At 63.7% G+C, this 23,360-nt stretch carries 20 protein-coding genes and 1 pseudogene; 14 read left to right on the forward strand and 7 right to left on the reverse strand.

Translation table 11 applies throughout. From position 1 onward, the window contains the following. Window positions 1–40: 40 nt before the first annotated feature. Complete coding sequence (locus IVA87_RS28155) at window positions 41–772, forward strand: cytochrome c biogenesis protein CcdA (protein WP_247303040.1); 732 nt, start codon at window positions 41–43, stop codon at window positions 770–772. A 65-nt stretch (window positions 773–837) separates the two neighbouring features. Here IVA87_RS28155 and IVA87_RS28160 read toward each other — a convergent pair whose 3' ends face one another. Together IVA87_RS28160 and IVA87_RS28165 are read right to left on the reverse strand one after the other, a co-directional pair. Then, window positions 838–2,295 carry a sensor histidine kinase gene (locus IVA87_RS28160; protein ID WP_247336182.1) on the reverse strand — a complete coding sequence of 486 codons (1,458 nt, stop codon included), beginning with the start codon at window positions 2,293–2,295 and terminating at the stop codon, window positions 838–840. 333 nt (window positions 2,296–2,628) lie between these two features. Further along, the gene (locus IVA87_RS28165; RefSeq protein WP_247303038.1) at window positions 2,629–2,973 is read right to left on the reverse strand and encodes a DUF1236 domain-containing protein; all 345 of its coding nucleotides are present in this window, start codon (window positions 2,971–2,973) and stop codon (window positions 2,629–2,631) included. Between the two features lie 138 nt (window positions 2,974–3,111). On the opposite strand from IVA87_RS28165, the gene IVA87_RS28170 reads away from it, so the two are divergent. Then, the gene (locus tag IVA87_RS28170) at window positions 3,112–3,345 is read left to right on the forward strand and encodes a hypothetical protein (RefSeq protein WP_247303037.1); all 234 of its coding nucleotides are present in this window, start codon (window positions 3,112–3,114) and stop codon (window positions 3,343–3,345) included. A 154-nt stretch (window positions 3,346–3,499) separates the two neighbouring features. Here IVA87_RS28170 and IVA87_RS28175 read toward each other — a convergent pair whose 3' ends face one another. After that, entirely contained in the window at window positions 3,500–3,640 is a 141-nt protein-coding gene (locus IVA87_RS28175; protein ID WP_247303035.1) for a hypothetical protein, read from the reverse strand. 80 nt (window positions 3,641–3,720) lie between these two features. On the opposite strand from IVA87_RS28175, the gene IVA87_RS28180 reads away from it, so the two are divergent. The 3 genes from IVA87_RS28180 (at window position 3,721) to IVA87_RS28190 (ending at window position 6,623) form a co-directional block, all read left to right on the forward strand. Then, window positions 3,721–4,710 (forward strand): TRAP transporter substrate-binding protein, encoded by a 990-nt coding sequence (locus tag IVA87_RS28180; RefSeq protein WP_247303033.1) that lies wholly within the window; start codon window positions 3,721–3,723, stop codon window positions 4,708–4,710. 81 nt (window positions 4,711–4,791) lie between these two features. Beyond that, complete coding sequence (locus IVA87_RS28185) at window positions 4,792–5,307, forward strand: TRAP transporter small permease (RefSeq protein WP_247303032.1); 516 nt, start codon at window positions 4,792–4,794, stop codon at window positions 5,305–5,307. Then, on the forward strand, window positions 5,304–6,623 hold the full coding sequence (locus tag IVA87_RS28190) for a TRAP transporter large permease (protein WP_247303030.1): 1,320 nt from the start codon (window positions 5,304–5,306) through the stop codon (window positions 6,621–6,623). The genes IVA87_RS28185 and IVA87_RS28190 overlap by 4 nt, the downstream gene beginning before the upstream one ends. A gap of 51 nt (window positions 6,624–6,674) precedes the next feature. Here the strand turns inward: IVA87_RS28190 and IVA87_RS28195 are convergent, their stop codons facing one another. Next, on the reverse strand, window positions 6,675–7,949 hold the full coding sequence (locus tag IVA87_RS28195) for a serine hydrolase domain-containing protein (protein WP_247336157.1): 1,275 nt from the start codon (window positions 7,947–7,949) through the stop codon (window positions 6,675–6,677). Between the two features lie 172 nt (window positions 7,950–8,121). Here IVA87_RS28195 and IVA87_RS28200 point away from each other — a divergent pair, with 172 nt between their 5' ends. Next, the gene (locus tag IVA87_RS28200; RefSeq protein WP_247303026.1) at window positions 8,122–9,039 is read left to right on the forward strand and encodes an intradiol ring-cleavage dioxygenase; all 918 of its coding nucleotides are present in this window, start codon (window positions 8,122–8,124) and stop codon (window positions 9,037–9,039) included. A gap of 32 nt (window positions 9,040–9,071) precedes the next feature. On the opposite strand, the gene IVA87_RS28205 is transcribed toward IVA87_RS28200, so the two are convergent. Continuing rightward, the gene (locus IVA87_RS28205; RefSeq protein WP_247303024.1) at window positions 9,072–9,965 is read right to left on the reverse strand and encodes a LysR family transcriptional regulator; all 894 of its coding nucleotides are present in this window, start codon (window positions 9,963–9,965) and stop codon (window positions 9,072–9,074) included. A gap of 102 nt (window positions 9,966–10,067) precedes the next feature. Between IVA87_RS28205 and IVA87_RS28210 the strand changes: the two genes are divergently transcribed. Both IVA87_RS28210 and IVA87_RS28215 read left to right on the forward strand, forming a co-directional pair. Further along, window positions 10,068–10,937 carry an NmrA/HSCARG family protein gene (locus IVA87_RS28210; RefSeq protein ID WP_247303021.1) on the forward strand — a complete coding sequence of 290 codons (870 nt, stop codon included), beginning with the start codon at window positions 10,068–10,070 and terminating at the stop codon, window positions 10,935–10,937. A gap of 109 nt (window positions 10,938–11,046) precedes the next feature. Continuing rightward, window positions 11,047–11,199, forward strand: a pseudogene (locus tag IVA87_RS28215) (flavin reductase); the annotation flags it as partial. Between the two features lie 23 nt (window positions 11,200–11,222). Here IVA87_RS28215 and IVA87_RS28220 read toward each other — a convergent pair. Both IVA87_RS28220 and IVA87_RS28225 read right to left on the reverse strand, forming a co-directional pair. Next, window positions 11,223–12,953, reverse strand: a complete 1,731-nt coding sequence (locus tag IVA87_RS28220) for a bifunctional protein-serine/threonine kinase/phosphatase (protein ID WP_247336161.1) — start codon at window positions 12,951–12,953, stop codon at window positions 11,223–11,225. Between the two features lie 66 nt (window positions 12,954–13,019). After that, window positions 13,020–13,859, reverse strand: coding sequence for a formate/nitrite transporter family protein (locus IVA87_RS28225; protein ID WP_247303017.1), 840 nt, complete (start codon window positions 13,857–13,859; stop codon window positions 13,020–13,022). 670 nt (window positions 13,860–14,529) lie between these two features. Here IVA87_RS28225 and IVA87_RS28230 point away from each other — a divergent pair. The 6 genes from IVA87_RS28230 (at window position 14,530) to IVA87_RS28255 (ending at window position 23,353) form a co-directional block, all read left to right on the forward strand. Beyond that, window positions 14,530–15,849 carry a CmpA/NrtA family ABC transporter substrate-binding protein gene (locus IVA87_RS28230; RefSeq protein ID WP_247303015.1) on the forward strand — a complete coding sequence of 440 codons (1,320 nt, stop codon included), beginning with the start codon at window positions 14,530–14,532 and terminating at the stop codon, window positions 15,847–15,849. A 60-nt stretch (window positions 15,850–15,909) separates the two neighbouring features. Next, window positions 15,910–16,806, forward strand: coding sequence for a nitrate ABC transporter permease (gene ntrB, locus IVA87_RS28235; protein WP_247303013.1), 897 nt, complete (start codon window positions 15,910–15,912; stop codon window positions 16,804–16,806). Window positions 16,807–16,817: 11 nt separating this feature from the next. Next, entirely contained in the window at window positions 16,818–17,612 is a 795-nt protein-coding gene (locus tag IVA87_RS28240) for an ABC transporter ATP-binding protein (RefSeq protein WP_247303011.1), read from the forward strand. A 339-nt stretch (window positions 17,613–17,951) separates the two neighbouring features. Beyond that, on the forward strand, window positions 17,952–19,331 hold the full coding sequence (locus IVA87_RS28245; protein ID WP_247303009.1) for an MFS transporter: 1,380 nt from the start codon (window positions 17,952–17,954) through the stop codon (window positions 19,329–19,331). 74 nt (window positions 19,332–19,405) lie between these two features. Next, entirely contained in the window at window positions 19,406–20,623 is a 1,218-nt protein-coding gene (locus tag IVA87_RS28250; RefSeq protein ID WP_247303007.1) for an FAD-dependent oxidoreductase, read from the forward strand. A 27-nt stretch (window positions 20,624–20,650) separates the two neighbouring features. Further along, the gene (locus IVA87_RS28255; protein ID WP_247303005.1) at window positions 20,651–23,353 is read left to right on the forward strand and encodes a nitrate reductase; all 2,703 of its coding nucleotides are present in this window, start codon (window positions 20,651–20,653) and stop codon (window positions 23,351–23,353) included. The last annotated feature ends 7 nt before the right edge of the window (window positions 23,354–23,360 follow it).

The raw sequence follows: 23,360 nt of genomic DNA on the forward strand, positions 1-23,360 counted from the left end.
CCGCGCCTGGTGCCGGGCCTGAAATGGCTCCGACTGCATCATGCAAAATGTCTCGATTCCGGCGGCGCTGATTGCCGGCCTCGTCAGCTTCCTCTCGCCGTGCGTCCTGCCTTTGGTCCCGCCCTATCTGATCTATCTTACGGGCGCCACGATCGAGCATGTCGAAAGCGACCAGCCGGCCGCGGCGTCCAAGCGCGCGATCATGATGTCGGCGCTCTTGTTCGTGCTTGGCTTCTCGACCGTGTTCGTGGCGCTCGGTGCCAGCGCCTCGCTGATCGGAGGTCTGATCCGCGCCTGGTCGGCCGAGCTGTCGATTCTCGCAGGCATCGTCATCATCATCATGGGCCTGCACTTCCTGGGACTGACGCGGATCGGCCTGTTGATGCGCGAGGGCCGGCTGCCGATCCCCAAGCCCGTCGGGCTCTGGGGCGCCTACATCATGGGGCTCGCCTTCGCGTTCGGCTGGACGCCCTGCATCGGCCCGATCCTCGCCGCGATCCTGTCGATTGCCGCGGCCGAAGCGACGGTCACCAAGGGGGCGGGCCTGCTCGCCGTCTATTCCGCGGGCCTCGGCATTCCCTTCCTGATCGCCGCCCTGATGATCGAGCAGTTCTCCGCGCTGTTCACGCGGATGAAGGGCCAGCTCGTCAACGTCGAGCGCGCCATGGGCGTATTGATGGTGATCACCGGCATCGGTTTCCTCACCGGCGCGGTTTCGAACGTGAGCATCTGGCTGCTGGAGACGTTCCCGGCGTTGCAGACGATCGGGTAGATTGGCTGTTTTTCGGTGCAGATCAGGCAACCGCCCGACTCATCGCCGATGCCTCTTCATTTCGTTCACCGCATCTCGTCCAGCGCGCACGTCACCGTGCAGACGACGCCGCGCGGCAGGAAGTCGACAGTTGCCTCGCCGCCGAGTTGGTCGCGCGCGCTGCGCTCGATCAGGCGCGAGCCGAAGCCGCGTTGCACTGGGGCCGTCACCGGCGGTCCGCCGATCTCGGTCCAGATCAGCCGCAGCCGCGGCTTCGGCGCATCGCCGATGACCTCCCAGTCCAGGGTCACCCGGCCGGTCTCGTTGGACAGCGCGCCGTACTTCGCCGCGTTGGTGGCGATCTCGTGCACGATCATCGACAGCACCACGGCGGGCCGCGGCGACAACGGCACAGCCGGGCCGGCCATCCGGATGCGGTCGGGCTTGCCGGGCAGGAACGGCTGAATTGCGCGGGCAATAACGCCTCTCAGCTCCGAGCCCGCCCACTTCTCCTGGCTCAAGAGATTGTGCGCTTCGGCCAGCGCGCCGAGCCGTCCCTCGAACTTGGTCCGCTCGTCCCGGCTGGCGCTGCGGAAGGTCTGCACCGCGATCGCCTGCATCAGGGCCAGCGTGTTCTTGACTCGGTGGTTGAGCTCCTCAATCAGCAGATTGTGCAGCATCTCACCGCGCGCGATCGTGGTCGCCATCCTGACCGCGAAGGTCAGGCCGGTCAGCAGCAGGATGCCGCCGATCAGGCTGGTGATGGCGATGTTGCGCCAGAGCGGCGCGATCAACGAGCTCTCGGCGACGCCAGCCACGACCGTCCAACCGGTCAGGTGCGACCTGGTAAAGGCTGAGGACAGCGCGACCCCGTCGAGCGAAACGGTCGAAAGGGCTGCCTCCGACGCCCGAGACATCGCATCGTACAGCGCGCCGGAAGCCTGCTTGCCGACCGTCTCGGCAGGGTTCGGTGCGCGCGCGAATACGACGCCCTTGGTGTCGAGCAGGGCCACTGTCCAAAGCCGGTCAGGGCGCTGCTTCTCCACCAGCTCCTGAAAGATGCTGATCGGCGGGCTGAAGCAGAGATCGTAGATCACCTCGCCGTCGCGCAATACCGGGACCTCGACGGTGAGCACCTGCCGCCCATTGATCGCGCCGGTGAACAGGTCGGAATATTGCGGCGACCTGGTCGCGAATACCTTTTCGATGATCTCCAGATTGCCGCGCGGCGGCAGGCGCTCGATGTCTTCCGTCGTCGAGGAGAACAACAGCCGGCCCTTGCGGTCGGAGATCAACACGAGACCGCCCTTGCCATACTGGTCGAGGAAGCCGAGCGCGATGCGGCGGAAATTCTGGAAGTCGTCGTTGCGCAGCGAATTCGTCAGCGCCAGGACCTGCAGGCCGCCGGTCATCCGCTGCACTTCGGAGTCCAGCACAAGGCGCATGCTGCGCACGTTCTCCAGCACGCGGCTGGTCGCGTCAGTTCGATCCTGCTTGTAATTGTAGACGGCAATGCCGACCGCGAAGATGATCAGCGGCAACATCGTTCCCGCGACCAGGAGAGCGAGCCGGACTGGCAGGGTAAGCTTTGACAAACGCGGGCGTCCCGATTCCAGCGCAGCGGCGCCAGATTATGGGTTTGGCAAAGACCATAAGGGCAGCCCTTTTCCGGCGCCACGATTTTCGCATCCGCGAGCAGTCCGGGAGATTTTGCGATGCAGCCGGAGGGGGGCAGGTCATCGCGATCGCGGTCAATAGCAGACGCGTGGCGTAGACAGCCGTCAGACTGAGCCCGGCGATCCGGGGCCTCTCGATGCGATTTCATGCTCTAAGTGGGCGGCCGCCGCTGGCGGCAGCCGCCGGAGGTCACGTCGTGATCAATCGATTTCCTGAACGACCGTGCGTGAGCCCGGATCCACCAGCATCACGCGATCGCCGGAATAGACGTAGCGGTACTTCGTCAGCGACGGGCCCCAATCCGCCGGAACGGCCTCAAGCTCGACGTCGGCTGGCACCGTCGCGCCGACCACGATCTTCTCCTTCGTCGTCACCGGACGGACGCGGTGCTCGGTGATGTAGGATTTGATCTTGGTTCGGTATTGCGGCTCGATCTGAACTGTCGCCGCATGACCCGTTCCGGTGGTGGTCACCACAGTGGATTGCGCGAAAGCGCCGGTCGATATCAGGACCGCCGCAGCGGACAGCAGGAACAGCTTTTTCATCTTGTTCTCCTCAAAGGAATTAAGTGTGCCACCAACAACCTGGGGTGAGCGAGGTTCCCAGCCGAGGGAACAAATTGCCGCTTTTTCCCGTTGTAAATCGACCGGGCCACACTGCCCGGGAAGTTGGAGGAGGAAAACATGAAGCTGAAGATTGCGACCGCAGCACTGATGGTTGCTGCTTTCTCCCTGCCAGCGTTCGCGGCCGACGAGTTCTACGTCGTCCAGGACGTCAAGACCAAGAAGTGCACTGTCGTCGATAAGAAGCCGACAGACGCCTCCATGACCGTCGTCAGCCCTTCAGGAACGGTCTACAAGACGCGCACCGAGGCTGAGAGCAGCATGAAGACCGTCAAGGTCTGCACATCCAATTAGGGAGAGTGTTGATGCCCGTATTTATTCTCTGGGCCGTGCCGGCGATCATTGTGATCGGCGGCGGCATCTATCTGATTGGCCACATGCACTAGGCCTGTCGCGGGAGGCGGGCGGACCTCTGCGTGCAGCGCACAAGCCCGCAAGCCTTCCGTCTTTACGAGAGCCGGAAGTGGCGCATGCGGCCTTGCGCCAGCAGGAACGAGTTGCAGTGCAACAGATCGCGCAGGCGTAGCTCTGTGACGAAGAGGAGCGACAACGTCCGCGAAATGACTTCCGTCCCGCCGTAGTTTTTCATACGCTCCCCGAACGCCGGCCGTAAGCCGGCCGCGCTCACGCCCCGGCCACAGGGGCGGAGCATCAAAGGGAGGGGAGACGATGAAGCGAAGGTCATTTCTCGCTGGTATCGGCGCGACCGCTGCGATCGGCATGCCTTCGATCCTCAGGGCGCAAGCACCGATCACGCTGAACGGCGCGGTCCAGTTCAACGACGATCATGCCTTCAACCGGGCGCTGATCCGGTTCGAGGAGCTGGTGAAGAAGTACTACGGCAAGCCGGTCAATTTCACGCTGCACAAGAACTCCTCGCTCGGCCTCGAGAAGCAATATTTCGAGTATATGTCGCAGGGCAAGGCGGTCGACTACGGCATCGTCTCGCCGGCCCATATGTCGACCTTCGCCAAGGCGGCCCCATTCATCGATGCCCCCTTCGTGTTCAAGGGCATCGAGCACATGAACAAGGTCGTCGAGGCCAATATCCTGACGCCGATCGCCGACGAGGTCGCGGCGAAGGCCGAGGTCGTTCTGATCGGTTATGCCGGTGGTGGCATCCGCAACATCTTCGCCAACAAGCCGCTCAAGAATCTCGCCGATCTTAGGGGTCTCAAGGTTCGCGTGCAGGGCGCGCCGATCTGGTCGAAGACATTTGCGGCGGTCGGCATGAGCCCGACGGTGATCGCCTATAACGAGATCTACAACGCGATTCAGAATGGTGTGATATCGGCCGGCGAAAACGAGGCGGCCGGCGTCGAAGCGATGAAGTTCTATGAAGTGGCCCCGCATCTCAGCCTGACGCAGCACGCGGTGTCGATCCGGCCGATCTGCTTCTCGGTGAAGACGCTGAAGACCTTGCCGAAGGATCTGCAGGACGCGATCATGAAGGCCGGCAAGGAGGCAGGCGACTACGGCCGTCAGCTCGAATCGAGCGAAGAGGTCGTCAAGCTCGACACGCTCGAGAAGGCCGGCAAGCTCAAGCGCGTTCCCTTCGAGGAGCGCGACGCCATGAAGAAGCTCGCCGATCCCGTGATGGCCACCTACGCCAAGGAAATTGGTGCCGAAGCCATTTTCGAGAAGATCAACGTCGTCTGAGGTCGCTTTGTCCGCCGACAATAGTCCGGGCAGGCCCCGCTTCTTGCCCGGAAGGCGGATGAACTGCGGCAGGGAGCCCCAATGTCTGAAATGCCCGTCCCGTCCACACCGTCGCTGTGGCGTCGCGTCACGGCGGCCTATGGGAAGCTGCTCGAATTCCTGCTGGCCGCCAGCGTCGGTATTTTGGTTCTTCCGGTCACGCTGCAAATCATCTCGCGCTACACGCCCTTCATTCCCTCCTACATCTGGACGGAGGAGATGGCGCGGTTTCTCTTCATCTGGACCATCATGATCGGGGCCATCGTCGGTGTGCGGGAAGCGCAGCATTTTGAGGTCGACGTGTGGCCCAATCTGTCGCGGCGATCGGAGGCTGCGGTGCGGATCCTCGCCCGTCTCGGCGTGCTGGCATTGGCGTTGGTGTTTTTATTGGCCGGCATGGAGTTTACCCGCTTCGCCTGGAACAGAACTTCGGAACTTGCCGATCTGCCGCTTTGGTTGATTCACATTGCCTGGCCCGTGACCGGCGCGACGTGGATCGTCTTTGCAGGCGAACAGATCATTGATGAAATGCGCGTTCTGGTTGGGGCAGGGCGATGAGCGGCAATGTACTCTCTGCCGGACAGGCCGCGATGGTGCTGTTCGGGGTCTTCATCAGCCTGCTCATCGTGCGCGTGCCGGTCGCTTTCGCACTCGGTCTTGCCTGCGTGCCGATCCTGCTGATCGAGCCGCACCTGTCACTGATGACGCTCGCGCAGGAGACCTTCAACGCGTATAATTCATTCATCCTGCTCGCGGTCCCGTTTTTCCTGCTGACGGCGAATCTGATGAGCATCGGCGGCATCACCGACCGCCTGGTGGCGCTGTCGCGCTCGTTGGTCGGGCACTGGCCGGGATCCCTGGCGCAGATCAACGTCGTGCTGTCGGTGTTCTTTGCAGGAATTTCCGGCTCCTCGACCGCCGACGCGGCGAGCCAATCAAAAATCTTCATCGATGCACAGACCAAGGAGGGCTACGATCTCTCCTTTTCCATCGCCATCACCGCGGTTTCTGCGGTGCTGGCTGTCATCATCCCGCCATCGATCCTCATGATCGTCTGGGGCGGGCTGATCTCGACCTCGATCGCGGCGATGTATCTAGCCGGCATCGTGCCGGGCCTGCTGATCGCGGGCGCGCAGATGGCGACGGTGCACGTCTATGCCGTGCGCCGCGGCTACCCGACCTATCCGAAGGCGACCTGGGTCGAGATGCGATGCGCCATTTGGCGGTCGATACCAGCGCTGATGACTCCGTTCATCATCGTCGGCGGCATTCTGCTCGGGTGGTTCACTGCAACCGAGTCCGCCTGCGTCGCGGTGCTCTATTCCGTCGCCCTCTCGGCGTTCTTCTATCGCGAGACAGGCCCGCGCCAATTGTACAAGGCCCTGCTCGATACCGGACGCCTTTCCGGCGTGGCGCTGTTTTGCGTCGGCACCGCGAGCGCGTTCGGCTGGCTGCTTGCCTATTACAGGATCCCGCAAGAGCTGCTGGCCAACGTCTCGACATGGGGCATGGGCAGCGTCGCGGCCGGCTTCTTCATCGCCTTCTGCTTCCTGGTGGTGGGCTGCTTCCTCGACGCCATCCCGGCGATCATCATCGTCGGCACGGTGCTGGAGCCGCTAGCCAAATCCGTCGACCTCCATCCGGTCCAGTTCGCGATCATCTCCATCGTCTCGCTGGCCTTCGGACTGGTGACGCCGCCCTATGGTCTATGTCTGATGATCGCCTGTTCGATCGCGGGCGTGCGGCTGCGTTATGCTCTGAAGGACACGGTGATCATGCTGATTCCGATGCTGCTCGTGCTGGCGGCGCTCATCGTTTGGCCGAGCGTGTCGCTGTTCTTGCCGCGTCTGATCGTGCCGGAGATGCTCAAATGAGGCGCTGATGGCGCGATCCCGCGGCGACGGCCGCGGGATCCATTCCATCGCTTACAGATTGCTCTCGGTGATCGCGGCGTAGACCATGCTGCGCAGCTCGCGACGGATCGGATAGGCGCTCGAGGGCAATACCTGCGTCATGAAGATCGTGATCAGCTCTTCGGCGGGGTCGATCCAGAACGAGGTCGTGGCCGCGCCGCCCCAATTGTATTCGCCGGGGCTGCCGGCGATCAGCGTGTCGGCCGGGCGCATGGTCACGGCAAAGCCAAGACCGAAGCCGATACCGTTATAGGCAGATTCCGAAAACAGCGAGCGTGACACCTCGGGCAGGAAGCGTCCGCCCGGAATGTGGTTGCTCGTCATCAGCGCCAGCGTCTTCGGCCCGATTAGCCTGACGCCACCGAGCTCGCCACCGTTGAGCAGCGCGCGGCAGAAGGTGAGATAATCGGCGACCGTCGAGCACAGCCCGCCGCCGCCGGAGATGAAGGAGGGCGGCGACAGGAAGGAGCTGGTTGCCGGATCATCCTGGAGCGTCAGGCCCTCGCGCCGCTGGCCCGCATGGAACGTCATTCCGCCGCCTGGATCGGCGGAATAGCAGGCCGCGAACCGATGCGCCTTCGAGGCTGGCACGTGGAAATCGGTGTCGGTCATGCCGAGTGGATCGAGGATGCGCGCTTTCAGGAACTGCTCGAACGGCATGCCTGAAATCTTGCCGACGAGATAGCCGAGCACGTCGGTCGCGACCGAGTAGTTCCAGGCCTCGCCCGGCGAGAACTCCAGCGGGATCTTTGCAAGGGCCTCGATCATGGTCTGGAGCGTGCCGGACTTCTCGACCTCGCCGATCTTCTCGGCGCGATAGGCGGCATCGACATTGGAGCGCTGCTGGAAGCCGTAGGTGAGGCCGGAAGTATGGCGCAGGAGGTCGACGATCAGCATCGGCCGGGACGGCGGCCGGGTCAGGAAGGCCGGGTAGGTGCCGGCGACGAACACGCCGAGATCCTTCCATTCCGGAATGTACTTGGCGACGGGCTCGTCGATCGCGACGAGACCTTGCTCGACCAGCATCATGAAGGCGATGCTGGTGAGCGGCTTCGTCATGGAATAGATGCGGTAGATGGTGTCGTCCTTGACCGGCACTTTGCGCTCGAGGTCGGCAAGGCCCTGAACCGAGCTGTGCGCGACCTTGCCGCGGCGGTAGACGAGGAGATGCGCACCCGGGAACCGGCCCGCGTCGATGTACCGGTTCTTCAGATGCGCATCGACGCGGTCGAGTGCGGTCTTGGACATGCCTACGGATTCGGGCGAGGCGGGTGTGGGCGCGAGCATCAGTTCCTCCGGGCAGTTTTTGTTGCTCCGTGATAGCCGAAATGGCGGACTCATTCCAAGCCGGTCGCGCTTAACGCCGGCCGGCCGGTTGGTGTAGGCTCCAATCTGGAACGCCGCCAAGCAGCCCCAAGAGATCCCAACGGGCCAACGAGAAAACGCAGGCAAACGCACCATGACCCAGTTCAACGAGACCGAGCTCACCGAAGCCGTCATCCGGAGCTTTGACCGGACACCCAACCCGCGCGCGAAATTCCTGCTCCAGGAATTGGTGAAGTCGCTGCACGACTACGTGAGCAAGACCGGTCTCACCTTCGAGGAGTGGGAATACGCCATCGATTTCCTGACCCGCACCGGCCAGAAATGCACCGACACCCGCCAGGAGTTCATCCTGCTGTCAGACGTGCTCGGCGTCTCCATGCTGGTCGACGCGGTCAATCACCGCGACCGCGAGGGCGCAACCCAGACCACGGTGCTCGGCCCGTTCTACGTCGGCGAGCACAAGGTGACCGCGCACGGCACCGACATCTCGCCGAACAATCAGACCGGCGAACGGATGTTCGTGCAGAGCCGCGTCACCGATCTCAAGGGCAAGCCGCTCGCGAATGTCCCCGTCGACGTCTGGCATGCCGACGATGACGGCTTCTATGATTCACAGAAGCCGAACTATAACGAGGTCGGCGCCTCAGCGCGGGCGCGCTTCATCACCGATGACGACGGCCGGTTCTTCTTCCGCACCATCCTGCCGTGCAGCTACCCGATCCCGACCGACGGTCCGGTCGGAGAGATGATCATGCAGACCAACCGCCATCCGATGCGCCCGGCGCATGTCCATTTCCTGGTCAATGCAAAGGGCTATGAGCCGCTGATCACCCACGTCTTCATGGATGGCGACAAATACCTGGATTCCGACGTGGTGTTCGGTGTGAAGGACGATCTGGTGGCCAAGGTCGAGCCGCGCAACGACCTTGAGATGCCCGACGGCACCAAGGCGAACGGGCAGTGGCACCTGATGAGCTATGAATTCCGCCTCAAGCCGGGCGGCGGTATGGCGCCGAAGCCGCTGGGGACGAAGGCGGAGGAGCCGGCCTGACGGTCAGGCGCGAGCAGCGCGCGCCGCCTCTCTCAGCGCCCAATGAAGGCCGCCAGCTCGTCAGGCGTGCCCATCGGAAAGGCTTCTTTCATGAAGTCGAGGAAGGCGGATACGCGCGCGCTCAAGAGCCGCCGCGATGGATAGAGCGTCCACAACGCGATCTCGGGTCCGTCGATGTCGCCCCAATGCACCAGCGTGCCGGCAGCCAGGTCGTGACTGACCAGTGACACGGGAAGGCGCGCGGCGCCGACGCCCGCCCGGACTGCATCGCGGACCATGACGAGCGATGACAGGCGCAGGACCGGATCAACCGTGATGCGCGATCTTCCGCCTGGCACCGTCACTTCCCAGGTTGTTAGCTGGTCGCCCGCTCCGCGCATGACAGCCGGCACAGCGATACCGTCCCTCGGCCGCTTCAAATCCGGGCTCGCCACGACCACCAGCCGGTCGCGCAGAAAGATCCGTCCCACAAGGCTCTCGTCCGGAGCCGGATTGACCCGAATGACGAGGTCATACCCTTCCTCCACCATGTCCACGGAGCGATCTTCCGTTGTGACCTCAAGACGGACCTCCGGATATCTGAGCGCGAACCCGGCCGCGAGATTCCCCATTGCAGTTTGCGAGAACAGCAAAGGCGCGCTGATCCGCAGGCGGCCCCGCGGCCTGTCCCCACCCGAAGCGATTGCCGCGGCCGTCTCGTCGAGCTCGGTAAGCAATGCTCCCGTCCGCTCGTAAAGGGCGCGTCCTTCCTGGGTGAGTTTCAGGTCGCGCGCGCCGCGCTCGAACAGGCGCAGGTCGAGCGCGGCCTCCAGCTCGGCGACCCGCCGGGACAAGGTGGCTTTCGGGCGCCCGGCGGCCCGTGCGGCGCGTCCGAACCCGCCGTGTCGGGCGACGAGGTTGAAGTCGGCGAGTGCGAGCAGGTCCATCGTTCCACCAGTGAGACGATCCGTCTACATATATCGTCTATCGGTTCAAATGTGGACCACTAATTCCCGGGTGTCTTCTTCACCAAAACCCGGAGTGATCCCATGACCATCCTCGTTACCGGCGCAACCGGCACCATTGGCCGCCACGTCGTCGAACAACTCGTCAAGCGCGGCGCCGATGTCCGTGCTCTCGCCCGCGATCCTGCAAAGGCAAACCTCCCGGCAGGCGTCACTGTCGTGCAGGGCGACCTGCTCGATGTCGACGCGCTCCGCGGCGCGTTTAGCGGAGTCTCGACCCTGTTCCTGCTCAACGCAGTGGTGCCGGATGAATTCACGCAGGCGCTGATTGCGCTCAACGTCGCCCGCGAGGCCGGCATCGAGCGGGTCGTCTACCTCTCGGTGATCCACAGCGACCGCTACGTGAACGTGCCGCACTTTGCCGGCAAGTTCGGCGTCGAGCGGATGATCGAGCAGATGGGCTTCAACGCCGCCATCCTGCGCCCCGCTTACTTCATGAACAACGACGTCACGATCAAGGACGTGGTGACCGGATACGGCATCTATCCGATGCCCATCGGGAGCAAGGGGCTGGCCATGATCGACGCACGCGACATCGGCGAGATCGCGGCCGTCGAACTCATCCGTCGTGAGCGAGCCGCAACATCGCTGCCGCTCGCCCGCATCAACCTCGTCGGCCCCGAAACGCTAACCGGCGCGAAAGCCGCCGCGGTCTGGTCGGAGGTGCTGGGTCGCACCATCGCCTATCCCGGCGACGATACCGCCGGCTTCGAGAAGAATCTCAGGCAGTTCATGCCGAACTGGATGGCCTTCGACATGCGGCTGATGAGCGAGCGTTTCCTCATCGAGGGAATGGTGCCCGAAGCCGGCGACGTCGAGCGTCTGACCGCGCTGCTGGGCCGTCCCCTGCGCTCCTACCGCGACTTCGTCTCCGAGATCGCGGCCTCCGCCTGACGATACGGCACGCCCCAATCCTCACAAGGAATTCGATCATGATCGCTTCAACGGGCACCGTTCCGGTGAATCCGGACGGCGCAGCGAAGATACTGGTACTTGGCGCCACCGGCCGGCTGATCGTCAGCCAGGCGGTCGGGCCCTGACGGATCTTTCGGACTTCCATGGCGGCAGCATTGCGCGCGAAGACGTTGCGAAATTCGTGCTGGATCAGGTGCGCGCGGATGCATGGCTGCATCAGTCTCCGCTGATCACGTGGTGAGCCCTGCGAGGCCACGCCCCTGATCAGCGCGCGTGCAATATCGCCAGCAGCACGACGACCGCGCAGGCGAGCGCCGCCGTGGTCAATTTCCAGAACATCAGCGGACTGCGCTCCAAAAGCGGCGTGATGCGCGTGTCGAGATAGACCGGATTGGGCGTGCGAAGCTCGTAGATGAATTCGGACAGATCGTCGTGCCGCTTGTAGGGATCAGGATGTAGCGCGCGCCTGAGCGCGCCGTCGACCCAGGCCGGCACATTGCGGTCGTCGTCGGCTGGGCGATACTGAAGTCGCCGCACGTCCGCCTTGCGCCGAATTCGGGCGACCTGGGTGCCATAGGGCAGCTTTCCCGTCAGCATCTGGTAGCAGATCACAGCCAACGAAAACATGTCGGAGCGCGGCGAGCCGCCTTCGCCGAGAAAGTACTCCGGCGCCGTATACTGGACCGTTCCCAGGATGTCGTCGGCCTCGTCTCGCGGCGCCGCTTCCGCGACGCCCGCCACCCTGACCGATCCGAAGTCGATGATCTTGGCGGTGCCGGTCTTGTCGATCAGGATGTTGTCCGGCCTGAGGTCCTGATGCAGCATCTCCATGCGGTGGAAGGCGCGTAAGCCCGCGGCGACCTGCTCGATGAGGGCGCGGACGGTTTCGAGATCGGGGCGTGGATTGTCGGTCATCCACTGCTTCAAGGTCTGGCCTTCGACGAATTCGGTCGCGATGTAGAGATAGCTGCGCCGTCTCGAGTGTGACCGCGGCTTCAGCACGTGCGGGCTGCCGATCCGGCGCGCGATCCATTCCTCCATCAGGAAGCGCTTGAGATAGGCGGCGTTATCGCGCAGGTCGACCGACGGCAGCTTGAGCGCGACCGGTTCCTCGGTCTCGGTGTCGACGGCAAGGTAGATATGACTGCGGCTGCTGCCGTGGATCTCGCGCACGATCCGGTAGCCGTCGAAGATCGCGCGCGGTTCCGGCAGCGGAGGCAGCGGCAATTGGGACGTCTGATTGAAGATGCCGGCCGGCTCGCGCTGCGGCACTGCATCGATGCGCAGGATCTGGACCGTGATGTTGTCGTCGCTGCCGCGCCGGTAGGCTTCCTCGACGATGGCCTTGGCCGCCGCGTCGAGCTCGCCTGCGTGCTCGTTCAGCGCGCTCGTGACGAAGCGCGCGTCGACGAATTCGTAGGCGCCGTCGGTCGCCAGCAGAAAGGTGTCGCCCGCCTCGATCTCGAAGGCCTGATAGTCGATCTCGAGCTGCGGATTGATGCCGAGTGCGCGGCCGAGATAAGTCTGCTCCGACGACACGATGATCCGGTGATCGTCGGTCAGTTGCTCGAGCGCCTTACCGGCGACGCGGTAGACGCGGCAGTCGCCGACATGGAAGATATGCGCGGTGGTCGCCTTGATGACCATGGCGGTGAGGGTGCAGACATAGCCCTTGTCGCGATCATAGGCGTATTGGCTCTTGCGCGTCTGCGCGTGCAGCCAGGAATTGGTCGCATCCAGCACGCGGCGGGCGGACGTCTTCACGGTCCAGGATTCCGACGTGCAGTAATAGTCCATCAGGAAGCTCTTGACCGCCGACTCGCTGGCGATCTGGCTCACCGTGCTGCTCGAAATGCCGTCGGCGAGGACGGCGGCGATGCCCTTCAGGCTAAGCAGCGGCTCCTCTGGAATGAGGACGCCATGAAAATCTTGGTTGACGGGCTTGCGACCCTTGTCGGAGTGCTGGCCGACCGAAATCAGGAGTCCGGGGGTCATGGTCGTCACCAGGAAAGAAGAACCTCACCCTGCGCGGGCGAGGCTCCTCTGTCGAGACGTATTCGATTAGGCCGCAACGCGGGGCTTCGTAGCCTTGCCAAGCTCGCGCTTCGGCAGGGTCATAACGTGCGTGGCGTAGAGGGTCATGCCGGTGAAGGCGAGGCCGCCGACGAGGTTGCCGAGCACCGTCGGGATCTCGTTCCAGATCAGATAGTCCATGATCGAGAATTTCGCATGCAGCATAAGGCCCGACGGGAACAGAAACATGTTCACGACGGAATGCTCGAACACCATGTAGAAGAACACCAGGATCGGCATCCACATCGCGATGACCTTGCCGGGGACCGAGGTCGAAATCATGGCGCCGACCACGCCGGTCGAGACCATCCAGTTGCAGAGCATGCCGCGCAGGAACAGCGTTGCCATGCCGGCCGCGCCGTGCGCCGCATATCCCAGGGTTCGGCCTTCACCGATGTTGCCGATGGCTGCGCCCACCTTGTCGGGCGCCTGGGTAAAGCCGAATGTCGTCACGAAGGCCATCATGAAGGCGACGGTGAAAGCGCCGGCGAAATTGCCGATGAACACCAGGCCCCAGTTGCGCAGCACGCCGCCGAGGGTGACGCCCGGGCGCTTGTCGATCAGCGCGAGCGGCGAGAGCACGAACACGCCGGTCAGGAGGTCGAAGCCCAGTAGATAGAGCATGACGAAGCCGACGGGGAACAGAAGCGCGCCGACCAGCGGCTGGCCGGTGTTGACGTTGATCGTGACGGCGAACCAGGCTGCCAACGCCAGGATCGCGCCGGCCATGTAGGCGCGGATGATGGTATCCCGGGTGGACATGAAGATCTTGGACTCGCCCGCATCCACCATCTTGGTGACGAATTCCGAAGGCGCGAGATACGACATCAATGGTTCCTTTTGCTTCGTAAGTGAGATCGACACACCCTCATTGAGAGTGCGCTGAACGTCTTGGCGCCGTGCGGGCTGGCCTGCCGCGCACGAGGGCTATGGAGTTGGAAGCCTTGGGAATCGCGTCACGACGAGCGAGAGGACCGCGAAGCAGTTGAGCTTCCGGAATGCAGCCGTCAGAGGCTGCAACCATGCGGCAAGCCGCAGTCTTCGTTGACGCCCAAGGAGATGCAAGTTGCGTGCCGCTCGTGCGCGGAAGAAAACTGAAGCGATATCAGCAGGATGTGTCTCTGCTCAAGCGGCCCCCGAAGCGCCTGTCGGCCTCCTGCTTGGTCTTCTGCACAAGGTTTGTGCGTCGCACAAAGATTGAGCAGATCGCAAGTTTCACATGCGAAGCGCTGATGCGGCAGCCTGCCGCAATTCCAGTAACATGTTGATTGTTCTTACGTATTGTGGCCGTCGGGCTTGGCACGAAGCTTGAATAGTTCGGTGCCGACGCCATTGAAGCCGTCCCGCGAGACTTCTCATCCGACTTGCCGACGCCACCAGACGGGGGTTTCCCCGGTCGTGCGTTCGCATGCGCCAAAGACGGCGCCGCCGGACGGACGGGCTGATCGTGTGCACTGAAGCCATCAATTCTGCAACGACGCAAAGGACGACACTGCCTATGACCAAGCGCACCCGCCGGCCCTCGGATAACGGGCTTAGCCGCCGCCAATTGATGAAGGCGACCGGCGCTACCGCCGCACTTCTCGCCGCCGCAAAACTGAATTTCCCCGCTGGCGCCTTCGCGCAGGAGGCAGGCCCCGAGGTCAAGGGCGCCAAGCTCGGCTTCATCGCGCTCAGCGATGCCGGCCCGCTGTTCGTGGCCAAGGACAAGGGCCTGTTCGCAAAATACGGCATGCCCGACACCGACGTGCAGAAGCAGGCCTCCTGGGGCACCACGCGCGACAACCTCGTGCTCGGCTCCGAAGGCAATGGCATCGACGGCGCACATATCCTCACCCCGATGCCGTATCTGATCTCGGCCGGCAAGGTGACGCAGAACAACCAGCCGACGCCGATGTACATCCTGGCCCGGCTCAATCTCGACAGCCAGTGCATCTCCGTTGCGAACGAATATGCTGACCTCAAGCTCGGCGTCGATGCGACGCCCTTCAAGGCTGCGCTGGACAAGAAGAAGGCGTCCGGCAAGGCGGTGAAGGCGGCAATGACCTTTCCCGGTGGTACGCATGATCTCTGGATCCGCTACTGGCTCGCCGCCGGCGGCATCGACCCCGATAAGGACATCGAGACCATCGTCGTGCCGCCGCCGCAGATGGTGGCCAACATGAAGGTCGGCACCATGGACTGCTTCTGCGTCGGCGAGCCCTGGAATCTGCAGCTGATCCATCAGAATATCGGCTACACCGCGCTGACGACCGGCGAGCTCTGGAATAAGCATCCGGAGAAATCCTTCGGCATGCGCGCCGCCTTCGTCGACAAGTACCCAAAGGCCGCCAAGGCGCTATTGATGGCGGTGATGGAAGCCCAGCAATGGGCCGACAAGGCCGAGAACAAGGCCGAGCTTGCCGCCATCATGGGCAAGCGGCAGTGGATGAACTGCCCGGTCGAGGACGTGCTCGATCGTACCGCAGGCAAGTTCGACTACGGCATCCCCGGCAAGGTGGTGGAGAAGTCTCCGCACATCATGAAGTATTGGCGCGACTTCGCCTCGTACCCCTTCCAGAGCCACGATCTGTGGTTCCTCACCGAGGACATCCGCTGGGGCAAGTACGAGGCGAATTTCGACACCAAGGCGCTCATCGCCAAGGTCAATCGCGAGGACATGTGGCGCGATGCGGCCAAGACGCTCGGTGTCGCGGCCTCCGAGATCCCGGCCTCCACCTCGCGCGGTAAGGAGACCTTCTTCGACGGCAAGGTGTTCGATCCGGAAAATCCGGCTGCTTATCTGAAGTCGCTCGCGATCAAGCGTGTCGAAGTCTGATCGGGGGCCAGCGGCCGCCTTTGCGCGGCCGCATCGTCTTTTGAAGCCGGAGAGATTGCAATGAATATGTCCGCCGCCAAGATCGAGATTGAAACGGCGACGCCTGCGGCCAGCGCCGCGCCGGTCGTCGCGATGACGCCAAAGCGTCCCCCGCGCACTGAAGCTTACGCACGCATGGCACGGGAGACGGCCGCGCGCGTGATCCCGCCGCTGGTCGTGATCGCGCTGCTGACGCTGGTCTGGGAGCTGGTCTGCCGCCGCGCCGGCTCGGCGCTGCCGCCGCCATCAAAAGTGTTCAAGGACACCAAGGAGCTGATCCTCGATCCGTTCTTCGACCATGGCGGTATCGACAAGGGCCTGTTCTGGCATCTCTCCGCCAGTCTCCAGCGCGTCGCCTTCGGCTATTCGCTCTCGGCGATTGCCGGCATCGCGTTGGGCGTGCTGGTCGGACAGTCGGTCTGGGCGATGCGCGGGCTCGATCCGCTGTTCCAGGTGCTGCGCACCATCCCGCCGCTCGCCTGGCTGCCGCTCTCGCTCGCCGCCTTTCGCGATGGCCAACCCTCGGCGATCTTCGTCATCTTCATCACCTCGATCTGGCCGATCATCATCAACACCGCGGTCGGCATCCGCAACATCCCGCAGGACTACCGCAACGTCGCGGCCGTGGTGCAGCTCAATCCGCTCGAGTTCTTCTCCAAGATCATGATTCCGGCGGCCGCGCCCTACATTTTCACCGGCCTGCGCATCGGCATCGGCCTGTCGTGGCTCGCCATCGTCGCCGCCGAAATGCTGATCGGCGGCGTCGGCATCGGTTTCTTCATCTGGGACGCCTGGAACTCCTCGCACATCAGCGAGATCATCCTGGCGCTGTTTTATGTGGGCATCGTCGGCTTCGTGCTGGACCGCCTGATCGCGGGCCTCGGCAAGTTCGTCACCCGCGGCACCGCGCAGAATTGAGAGGAGGGCACATGACCGCCTATTTGAAGCTCGACCACATCGACAAGGTCTTCACTCGCGGCGCGGCCACCACGGAGGTGCTCAAGGAAATCAACCTGACGATCGAGAAGGGCGAATATGTCTCGATCATCGGCCATTCCGGCTGCGGCAAGTCGACCCTGCTCAACATCATCGCAGGCCTGACCGGCGCGACCACCGGCGGCGTGCTGCTGGAGAACCGCGAGGTCAACTCGCCGGGGCCCGATCGCGCCGTCGTGTTCCAGAACCACAGCCTGCTGCCGTGGCTGACCGTCTATGAGAACGTCAGGCTCGGCGTCGACAAGGTCTTTTCCAGGACCAAATCCCGCGCCGAACGCGACGCCTGGGTGATGCACAATCTCAACCTGGTGCAGATGGCCCACGCCAGGGACAAGCGTCCTTCCGAAATCTCCGGCGGCATGAAGCAGCGCGTCGGCATTGCGCGGGCGCTGGCGATGGAGCCGAAGGTGCTGCTGCTCGACGAGCCCTTCGGCGCGCTCGACGCGCTGACCCGAGCGCATCTCCAGGACTCCGTGATGGCGCTGCATCAGAAGCTCGGCAACACCATCCTGATGATCACCCACGATGTCGACGAGGCGGTGCTGTTGTCCGACCGCATCGTCATGATGACAAACGGGCCGAGCGCGCGCATCGGCGAGGTGCTGGAGGTGCCGCTGACGCGGCCGCGCAAGCGGCTCGAGCTTGCGACCAGCGCCACCTACTTGAAGTGCCGGCAGCGCGTGCTCGAATTCCTCTACGAGCGTCATCGCTTCGTCGAGGCCGCCTAACCGAAGCGTTAACGGGCGATATGCGCGCGCCTAATTAATCGACATGCCGCTCAATCCTTGTGCGTCGCACAAGGATTGAGCGAATCGCAAATTTAGCGTGCGGAAAGGCCCTGCAAAAAATTCGGGCAATACGAATAACGTGCTGAAATCCCTATATTTCCAGCGTGCGCGCAACTGGCACGGAAATTGAAATGTAATTGCGCGACGCCAACGACGACGTCCCTCAACATCATCAATCAGCATCGTGAACTCGCCACCGGGGTGACGCCTCGGAGCGTGCCTCCGTGGCCGGAGGCTGAGCCTGCAACGACGCAGCGGTGAGCCTAGAAGGGATACTCAATGACGAAGAATCCAACCTGGATTTCAGACTGGCGCCCCGAAGATGAGGCGTTCTGGAATACGACTGGCAAGACCATCGCGCGACGCAACCTGATCTGGTCGATCGTGGCCGAGCATATCGGCTTCTCGGTCTGGCTGATCTGGAGCATCGTCGCCACCAAGCTGCCGCAGGCGGGCTTCCACTACACCACCGACCAGCTGTTCCAGCTCGTCGCCGTGCCGGGCCTGATCGGCGCCCTGATGCGCTTCCCCTACACATTTGCCGTGACGACCTTCGGTGGCCGCAACTGGACCGTCTTCAGTGCAGCGATCCTGTTCATTCCGACGCTGTCGCTTGCCTATTTCGTGAGCCAACCCGACACGCCGTTCTGGCTGATGCTGCTGGTTGCCTCGGCCGCGGGCCTCGGGGGAGGCAATTTCGCCTCCAGCATGACCAACATCTCCTTCTTCTTTCCCGACCGGATGAAGGGATGGGCGCTCGGCCTCAACGCCGCCGGCGGCAATATCGGCGTCTCCAGCGTGCAGCTCTTGACCCCGATCCTGATGACGCTCGCGGTTATCAACCTGTTCCAGGCCACGCCCGTCGATGGCGTCTTCCTCCAGAACGCCGGCTTGATGTGGGTGCTGCCGATCGCGATCGCGGTGTTCGGCGCCGTGTTCTTCATGAACAACCTGACCTCGGCGAAATCATCGGTGAAGAATCAGCTCGCGATCGTCAAGCGCAAGCACACCTGGATCATGGCCTATCTTTATATCGGTACATTCGGCTCCTTCATCGGCTACTCCGCCGCGTTCCCGCTGCTGATCAAGACGCAGTTTCCAGCCGTGACGATCTCGATCGCCTTCCTGGGGCCACTGGTCGGCTCGCTCTCGCGCCCGCTCGGCGGCTGGCTTGCCGACAAGATCGGCGGCTCAATCATCACCTTCTGGAACTTCATCATGATGGCGGGCGCCACGGTTGGCGTGCTCTACTTCGTGGGACAGAAGGATTTCATCGGCTTCCTGTCGATGTTCCTGATCCTGTTCGTGACGACGGGCATCGGCAACGGCTCGACCTATCGCATGATCCCCTCGATCTTTCGCGAGGAGAATCTGTTCAAAGTGCGCGGCAAGGGCGATACGGCGCGCGCACTCGCGCTGAAGACGGCGAGCATCGAGAGCGGCGCGGCGGTCGGCTTCATCGGTGCGATCGGCGCGGTCGGCGGCTACCTGATCCCGACCGGCTTCGGCAAGTCGATCGCCCTGACCGGCGGGCCGCAGCTCGCGCTTGCGATCTATCTCGCCTTCTACGCCTCCTGCCTCGCTCTGACCTGGTGGTTCTACCTGCGTCGCAGCCCGCAGGGTGAAGGCGCGTCGAGCCTTGCGGAAGCAAGAGTGTGACACTCGATACGAAGCTCGCTTCTCCCCGTACGCGGGGAGAAGCTCCACCGCAGGCTATGGAATAGGGAATTGCCATGAGTGAACCGCTCGTCATTGTCGGTAACGGTATGGCGGCTGCGCGACTGGTCGATGAGCTCGCCAAGACCGCGCTCGGCCGCTACGCGGTCGCCGTCATCGGCGAAGAGCCGCGGCTCGCTTACAACCGCGTGCTGCTCTCATCCGTGCTGGCTGGCGAGACCGGCTCGCACGAGATCGAGCTCCGCCCGGCCGACTGGTGGCGCCATCGCGGCGTCACGGTGCGCTACGGTTATCGGGTCACCGAGATTGATACCGGCCGCCGCGAGCTCAAGATCGCCGGCGAGGAGAGCATGGAATATTCCAAGCTGGTGCTCGCCACCGGCTCGACGCCGCTGCGGCTTAACGTGCCGGGCGCCGATTTAGCCGGAGTGCACACTTTCCGCGATACGCGCGACGTCGATCTGTTGCTGACGCTAGCTGCGGCGAAGAAGCGCGTCGTCGTGGTCGGCGGCGGCCTGCTCGGTCTCGAAGCGGCGTATGGCCTTGCCAAGGCCGGCGCGCCGGTGACGCTGCTGCATCTGATGGACCGGCTGATGGAGCGCCAGCTCGACGGGCCGGCCGCCGATCTGCTCAAGACGCTGGTCGAGCGCAAGGGCATCCGGATCCTGCTCAATGCCTCGACCGCCCGCATTCATGGAGAGGGCCGTGTCGAGGTCGTCGAGCTTGCCGATGGCAGCCGTATCGAGGCCGACGCCGTAATCTTCGCCGCCGGGATCAAGCCGAACGTCGCACTGGCCGAGGACGCCGGCATCGCGGTCAACCGCGGCATCGTCGTCAACGACGTGATGCAGACGGCTTCGCCCGACATCTTCGCGCTCGGCGAATGCGCCGAGCATCGCGGCATCTGCTATGGCCTGGTCGAGCCGGCTTACGAGCAGGCGCGGGTGCTGGCGCGGCATCTGGCCGGCCGTCCGGCCGCCTACCAGGGCAGCGTGGTCTCGACCAATCTGAAAGTCTCCGGTGTCGGCGTGTTCTCGGCCGGCGACTTCATGGGCGGGGAGGGCAGCGAGAACCTCGTGCTCACCGACCGCAGGCGCGGCACCTACAAGAAGCTCGTCATTGCCGATGGCCGGCTCGCCGGCGCCGTACTGATCGGCGATACCGTCGATGCGCTCTGGTATCTCGAACTGATCCGCAATCGCGACAAGGTGGCGGCGATCCGCACCGACATGATGTTCGGCCGCGCGCTGGCGCGTCCCTCCAAGGCGGCTTGACAAGGCAGCTTGATAAGGCAGTTCGATATGACGGCGATCGATCCCGCGCTCCGCACGACCAAGACGACCTGTCCCTATTGCGGCGTCGGCTGCGGCGTGTTGGCGACGCCCGACGGCAAGGGCGGCGCGGCGATCGCGGGCGACCCCGAGCATCCCGCCAATTTCGGCCGGCTGTGCTCTAAGGGCTCAGCGCTGGGCGAGACCGTCGGCCTCGAAAGCCGACTGCTCTATCCGATGATCCGCTGCAAGGGCGTGCTCGAGCGCGTCGCCTGGAGCGATGCGCTCGATCACGTCGCCCACCGCATGCAGCACATCGTGGCGCGCGACGGCGCCAACGCGGTGGCGTTCTATCTCTCCGGCCAATTGCTTACCGAGGACTATTACGTCGCCAACAAGCTGATGAAGGGCTTTGTGGGCACCGCCAATGTCGACACCAATTCGCGGCTGTGCATGTCGTCCTCGGTCGCCGGTCATCGCCGCGCCTTCGGCGCCGACACTGTGCCCGGCTGCTACGAGGATCTCGACCAGGCTGACCTGCTGGTGTTCGTCGGATCGAATGCGGCCTGGTGCCATCCCGTGCTGTTCCAGCGCATGCTGAAGAACCGGCAGGAGCATGGTGCGCGGATGATCGTGATCGATCCGCGCCGCACCGACACCGCTGATGACGTCGATCTGTTCCTCGGCCTCAAGCCCGGAACCGACACCGCGCTGTTTTCCGGCTTGTTTGTCCATCTCGCTGACAACAGCGCGCTGGATCAGAACTACATCGCGAACAACACCTCAGGCTTCGACGATGCGCTGGCTCGCGCGCGCAACATTGCTGGCAGCGTCACTGCGACGGCGCTGGCCACGGGCCTCTCCGAACAGGATGTTGCGGCCTTCTTTCAGATGTTCCGCGACACGCCGCGCGTCGTCACGCTCTATTCGCAAGGCGTCAACCAGTCGGCGCAGGGCACCGATAAGGTCAACGCGATCCTGAACTGCCATCTTGCGACGGGACGCATTGGCAAGCCGGGCGCCTCGCCGTTCTCGCTCACCGGCCAGCCCAACGCCATGGGCGGCCGCGAGGTCGGCGGCCTCGCCAATATGCTCGCCGCGCATATGGGCTTCACGCCGCCCGACATCGATCGTGTCAGGCGGTTCTGGAAGGCGCCGCGCATCGCCACGCATGAGGGATTGAAGGCGGTGCAATTGTTCGAGGCGATCGACCGCGGCGAGGTCAAGGCACTCTGGGTGATGGGCACCAACCCGGCAGTGTCGCTTCCCGACGCCGACTTCGTGCGCGAGGCGCTGAAGAAGCTCGAGCTGTTCGTGGTCTCCGAGAACGTGCTTTCCAACGACACCGTCGAAGCGGGCCCGCATGTGCTGCTGCCGGCACTCGCCTGGGGCGAGAAGTCGGGCACGGTGACCAACTCCGAACGCCGCATCTCGCGCCAGCGCTCGTTCCTGCCGGCGCCGGGCGAGGCACGCCCCGATTGGTGGATCCTGAGCGAGACCGCAAAACGTCTCGGCTTCGGCGACAGCTTCAACTACAAATCGGCCGCCGAGATTTTTCGCGAGCACGCGGCGCTCTCGGCCTTCGAGAACGACGGCAGCCGTGATTTCGACATCGGCGCGCTGACCTCGCTGTCGGACGAAGCTTTCGATGCACTCAAGCCGGTGCAGTGGCCGGCGCGCCAAGGCGAGGCGCCCGGCGCGCGCTTCTTCGCGAATGGCGGCTTCTTCACCAATGACGGCAAGGGCCGCTTCGTCGCGCCGGAAGTGCCGGCGTTGCGCAGCGAGACCGGCGCCTCGCGTCCCCTGAGGCTCAACACCGGACGCATCCGCGACCAGTGGCACACCATGACGCGCACGGGCCTCAGCCAGCGGCTCGGCGCGCATCTGCCCGAGCCGTTTGTCGAGATCCACCCGGACGACGCCAGCAAATACGGCATCGTCGATGACGGCTATGCCCGCGTCAGCACTGATTACGGCCAGTGCATCCTGAAGGTCGCTGTCACAGAACGCCAGCAGCGCGGCACGCTGTTCGTTCCGATCCACTGGAGCGCGATGAATGCCTCGCATGGCCGCGTCGGGGCGTTGGTGCAGTCGTTCACGGATCCGTTCTCCGGACAGCCCGAGTCCAAGGCGACCCCAGTCGCGATCGCGCCTTACGAATACGTCTTTCGCGGCTTTGCGCTGTCGCGACAGCAGCTCGATCTGCCGCCGAACCTGTTGTGGACCCGCGTCACGGTCCCCGGCGGGTTCGGCTATCTGTTCGCCGACAATGCGGATCTATCGCGCTGGCCGGCCTGGCTCGACGGCGTCGCCGGCGAGGACGTTGCCGAATACCGCGATTTCGGCGGCGGCATCTATCGCGCAGCCTCGTTCGCGGGCGATCGCATCGAGGCCTGCCTGTTCGTCGGCCCCGGGCATGACGCCGGCGATTGGGAAGTGGTCAGAAATGTCTTTGCCTCCGATCACGTCACCGACGAGCAGCGCCGCATGCTGCTGGCAGGCAAGTCGACGGAGGGCGCGGCCTCGACCGGGCCGATCGTCTGCGCCTGCTTCGGCGTCGGCCGCGGCACGATCTGCGACACCATCGCCGCCGGGGCGCGCACCGCGGCCGAGATCGGCGCCAAGCTCAAGGCCGGCACCAATTGCGGCTCCTGCATCCCCGAGCTGAAGCGGTTGATTGCAACGACGGAAGTGCCGGCGAAGCAGGGTAAGCTTGCGGGGGCGGCGGGGTAGCAGCGCG

The sequence above is a fragment of the Bradyrhizobium sp. 147 genome (assembly GCF_023073935.1).
Classification (GTDB): domain Bacteria; phylum Pseudomonadota; class Alphaproteobacteria; order Rhizobiales; family Xanthobacteraceae; genus Bradyrhizobium.